Source organism: Candidatus Jordarchaeum sp. (assembly GCF_052745115.1).
On sequence record NZ_JBRAKS010000432.1, the window covers coordinates 1 to 2,906 of the forward strand.

Sequence of the window (2,906 nt, forward strand, 5' to 3'; positions counted from 1 at the left end):
ATACAGATAACGATAACATAGGAGAAAAAGTTAACCAATAAAAAGACGGCACCAAAATTTTCTGAAACATAGTTAAAAAAAAGGAAATATGATTTTTCCTATATTCCTAACGATAATTTTTATTTAGTAGAGAAACTTATGGGAAGCGTCAATAACTTGCGTTTCCCCTATAATCACTTTCAAAAAGAAAATATATTGTTCACAAAGCATTGTCCAATAATCCAATACTATTCACCTGTAGGATAGCTTAGGAACAAAGAAAAGGACCTACAGTCGCCATCTATTTTTCCTTCCAATCGCACATCTTTGATATTAATTCCTATCTCTTTTTCAGTTACAATAAGCACAATTTGATTTTTACTAATTTTTTAGTAAGTGAACTGTTTTATCAAAAAGTACTGAGTTATCAGATAACAAAATAGATGCCTAACCAACTCACTTCCTTAGTCATCGACAACTCCAAAGGAGTCAACAGATAAAGTTCCGAAGCCAAAATAATAGTCTTATTACTAATATCGAAAGTACGCCCAAAAGAATCAGGACGCCCCTTAAGAAGACTGGTTAAGTTACCAAAATACATCGAATCAAAACCAATATACGCCCTAGAAAAAAACTCAATATTAGAAGTCCAACTATACCTCAAAGGTTTGGCCGGAGGATCATTAAATAGCACAATGATATTCCTGTTATTATAACCATAAACCCAGTAAATCCAATAAACCTGCATCATAGCCAAACCATTCGGTCTATTCAAATAAACCCAATCAAAAGACTCGGGAAGCGTACTAGAAAACACCAACAAACAAAACAAAACGGGAACAAACACATACAAAAGAACACCCCTTCTTTTCCACATAAACCCCTTATGAAGAAAAACATCAGCCCTCCCGATAATATCGTAAGCACCGAAAGCAGCCAAAATACCAACCGGATAAAGAATGTAAAACCTATACGAATCAACATTTCCAGTCACAAATACTAGCAAGGATAAAACAACCACCCAAACAATAATAAGATTTGTAAAATGAGTATTTTTCGTGAAAACCACGTAAAGTCCATAAATTGCAGGAATAAGCAAAAACGGCGATGTCTTCATAGAAACCCAGTACCAGTTAGCAGCTGGAAAAGAAAAGAAATTAAACCAACTGAGGTGTATGATAGTGGGTCTCATCGAAATTATTATCAAACCCATAATTACGGAAGGAAGCGTAACTATGGTTATAGTGTAAAGATTTTTTTGAAAATTCTTCCGCCGCCTCAAAACTTGAATAAAGACAAAGGAAGCCAGAATCGCGAGAAAAATCATCCAAGTCCACACATGAATAAGTAGCAATGCAAAAAAAAGAATGCAGCCTAACAACAGGTTCCTTTTATTCACATTCTTCATGGCTTTCATGAGAACGGTTAGAAATAACAACGCAATAATCAGGCCGAGGAAATTGTTGTAAAGGTCAAAAGACATTCTCACAGTAAAATAAGAGAGGGGAGCAAGCACCATCGCCAAACCCGCAACCAGCTTATCGTTAGTACCTACAAGCACAAACTCATAAGTCGCAAAAGCATAAAGAATCGCAAAAATAATGGGAATAACCATCAAAGTGACCTCTTCGCAACCAATCACCAAATTAACAGAGTACAACAGTAAAAAGTATAGTGGACGTGTCTTCACAGGGAAGCCTAGAATACTATCCAAGGAGGAAAAGGCTCCGAAAAAATCCATATTTATACTCCTCAAAGATTCAAGATACCAAGCAGTATCCCAACCCTGAGGAATAGGATAAACAAAATATCGGTAAGAATAAAGAATCAATATAAGAACCAGAGACAAAACACAAAAAACACCGGGAACAATATTCTTTTTCCGCGTAAATCTACTCAGAAACTCACTCCTCAGAACTATCCTTTTCAAGCGAACTTTTCTAGTCTTTAAGGCAACACCCATTAACGGTACCCAAATCCAAGACATCCAAAAAAAGAAGAAAATAATAGGACTCAAATCAAACTTGTGTAAATAAACATCAAAAAAAATCCATAGCGTCCCCACAATCGACGTATAATTCGATACAAATAGAGGATTAGCCATAATAAAAAAGGCAAATGAACTATACCCATACCTTGCTACCAGAAGTATAACAAATATTAGAATAAATACTTGAACAACCCTACTCTTAGAAACCAATTTAAGAACTCTATTACCAGCAAACAATACACACATTCGAATCTGGCCCACTAGGTACTTAGAGTTCAACATGGCAACACACGGCTAACAACCACTATGCAAATTTTAGACAGTCTTACAAACCAAAATCTGACCGAAAACATTAATCATATCCATAATTAATGGAGCTAGATATAGTTGTCTCTATGTTTTAATATTTTTTTCTAAATAGGCATCCAAGAATATTTACATTGCACTAAACCCCGTGAGCAGCCAACCTGACAGAAACCCTTACGAACATCAACAACCAAAAACGAGATAGCCACACCCACACAACACACCCAACAAACAGGCTAAACATAACGCTAAAGCAAATTCAAAAATGATTAAGAAATCATTATATGTTTAATAGCATCCAACTTTTTTAGCGTCCACAATTGAAGGAAAGGAATTCCTCTTAAAGATGAGAGTATTAGTAACCGGCGTATAGTATTTCGAGAAATTTTTGTTTTTTTTGAAGTTTATGAAAAAGGATTATTTCGACCCCTTTTCAGAAAATAAGCCTTAAAACGGTAGATTGTATAATTGTTTTCCGACAAAATTATTAGAAATACTATACAGGTAAAGCCACCACCATAAATTAACTAGCAGACAAAATGATACAAATTGCTGGGAAAGAACAAAACCCCTTTCGGGGAAATTATCGATAGATTAAACTGCTTATAATGTAGTTCCAATCGGTTATCCT

General features: G+C 35.1%; 1 protein-coding gene. It reads right to left on the minus strand.

Going from position 1 to position 2,906, the window contains the following annotated elements; translation table 11 throughout:
- Nucleotides 1-406: 406 nt before the first annotated feature.
- Nucleotides 407-1,828: a hypothetical protein gene (locus ACUVXA_RS19120; protein WP_445872886.1), complete on the minus strand. Its 1,422-nt coding sequence runs from the start codon at nt 1,826-1,828 to the stop codon at nt 407-409.
- Nucleotides 1,829-2,906: the final 1,078 nt, after the last annotated feature.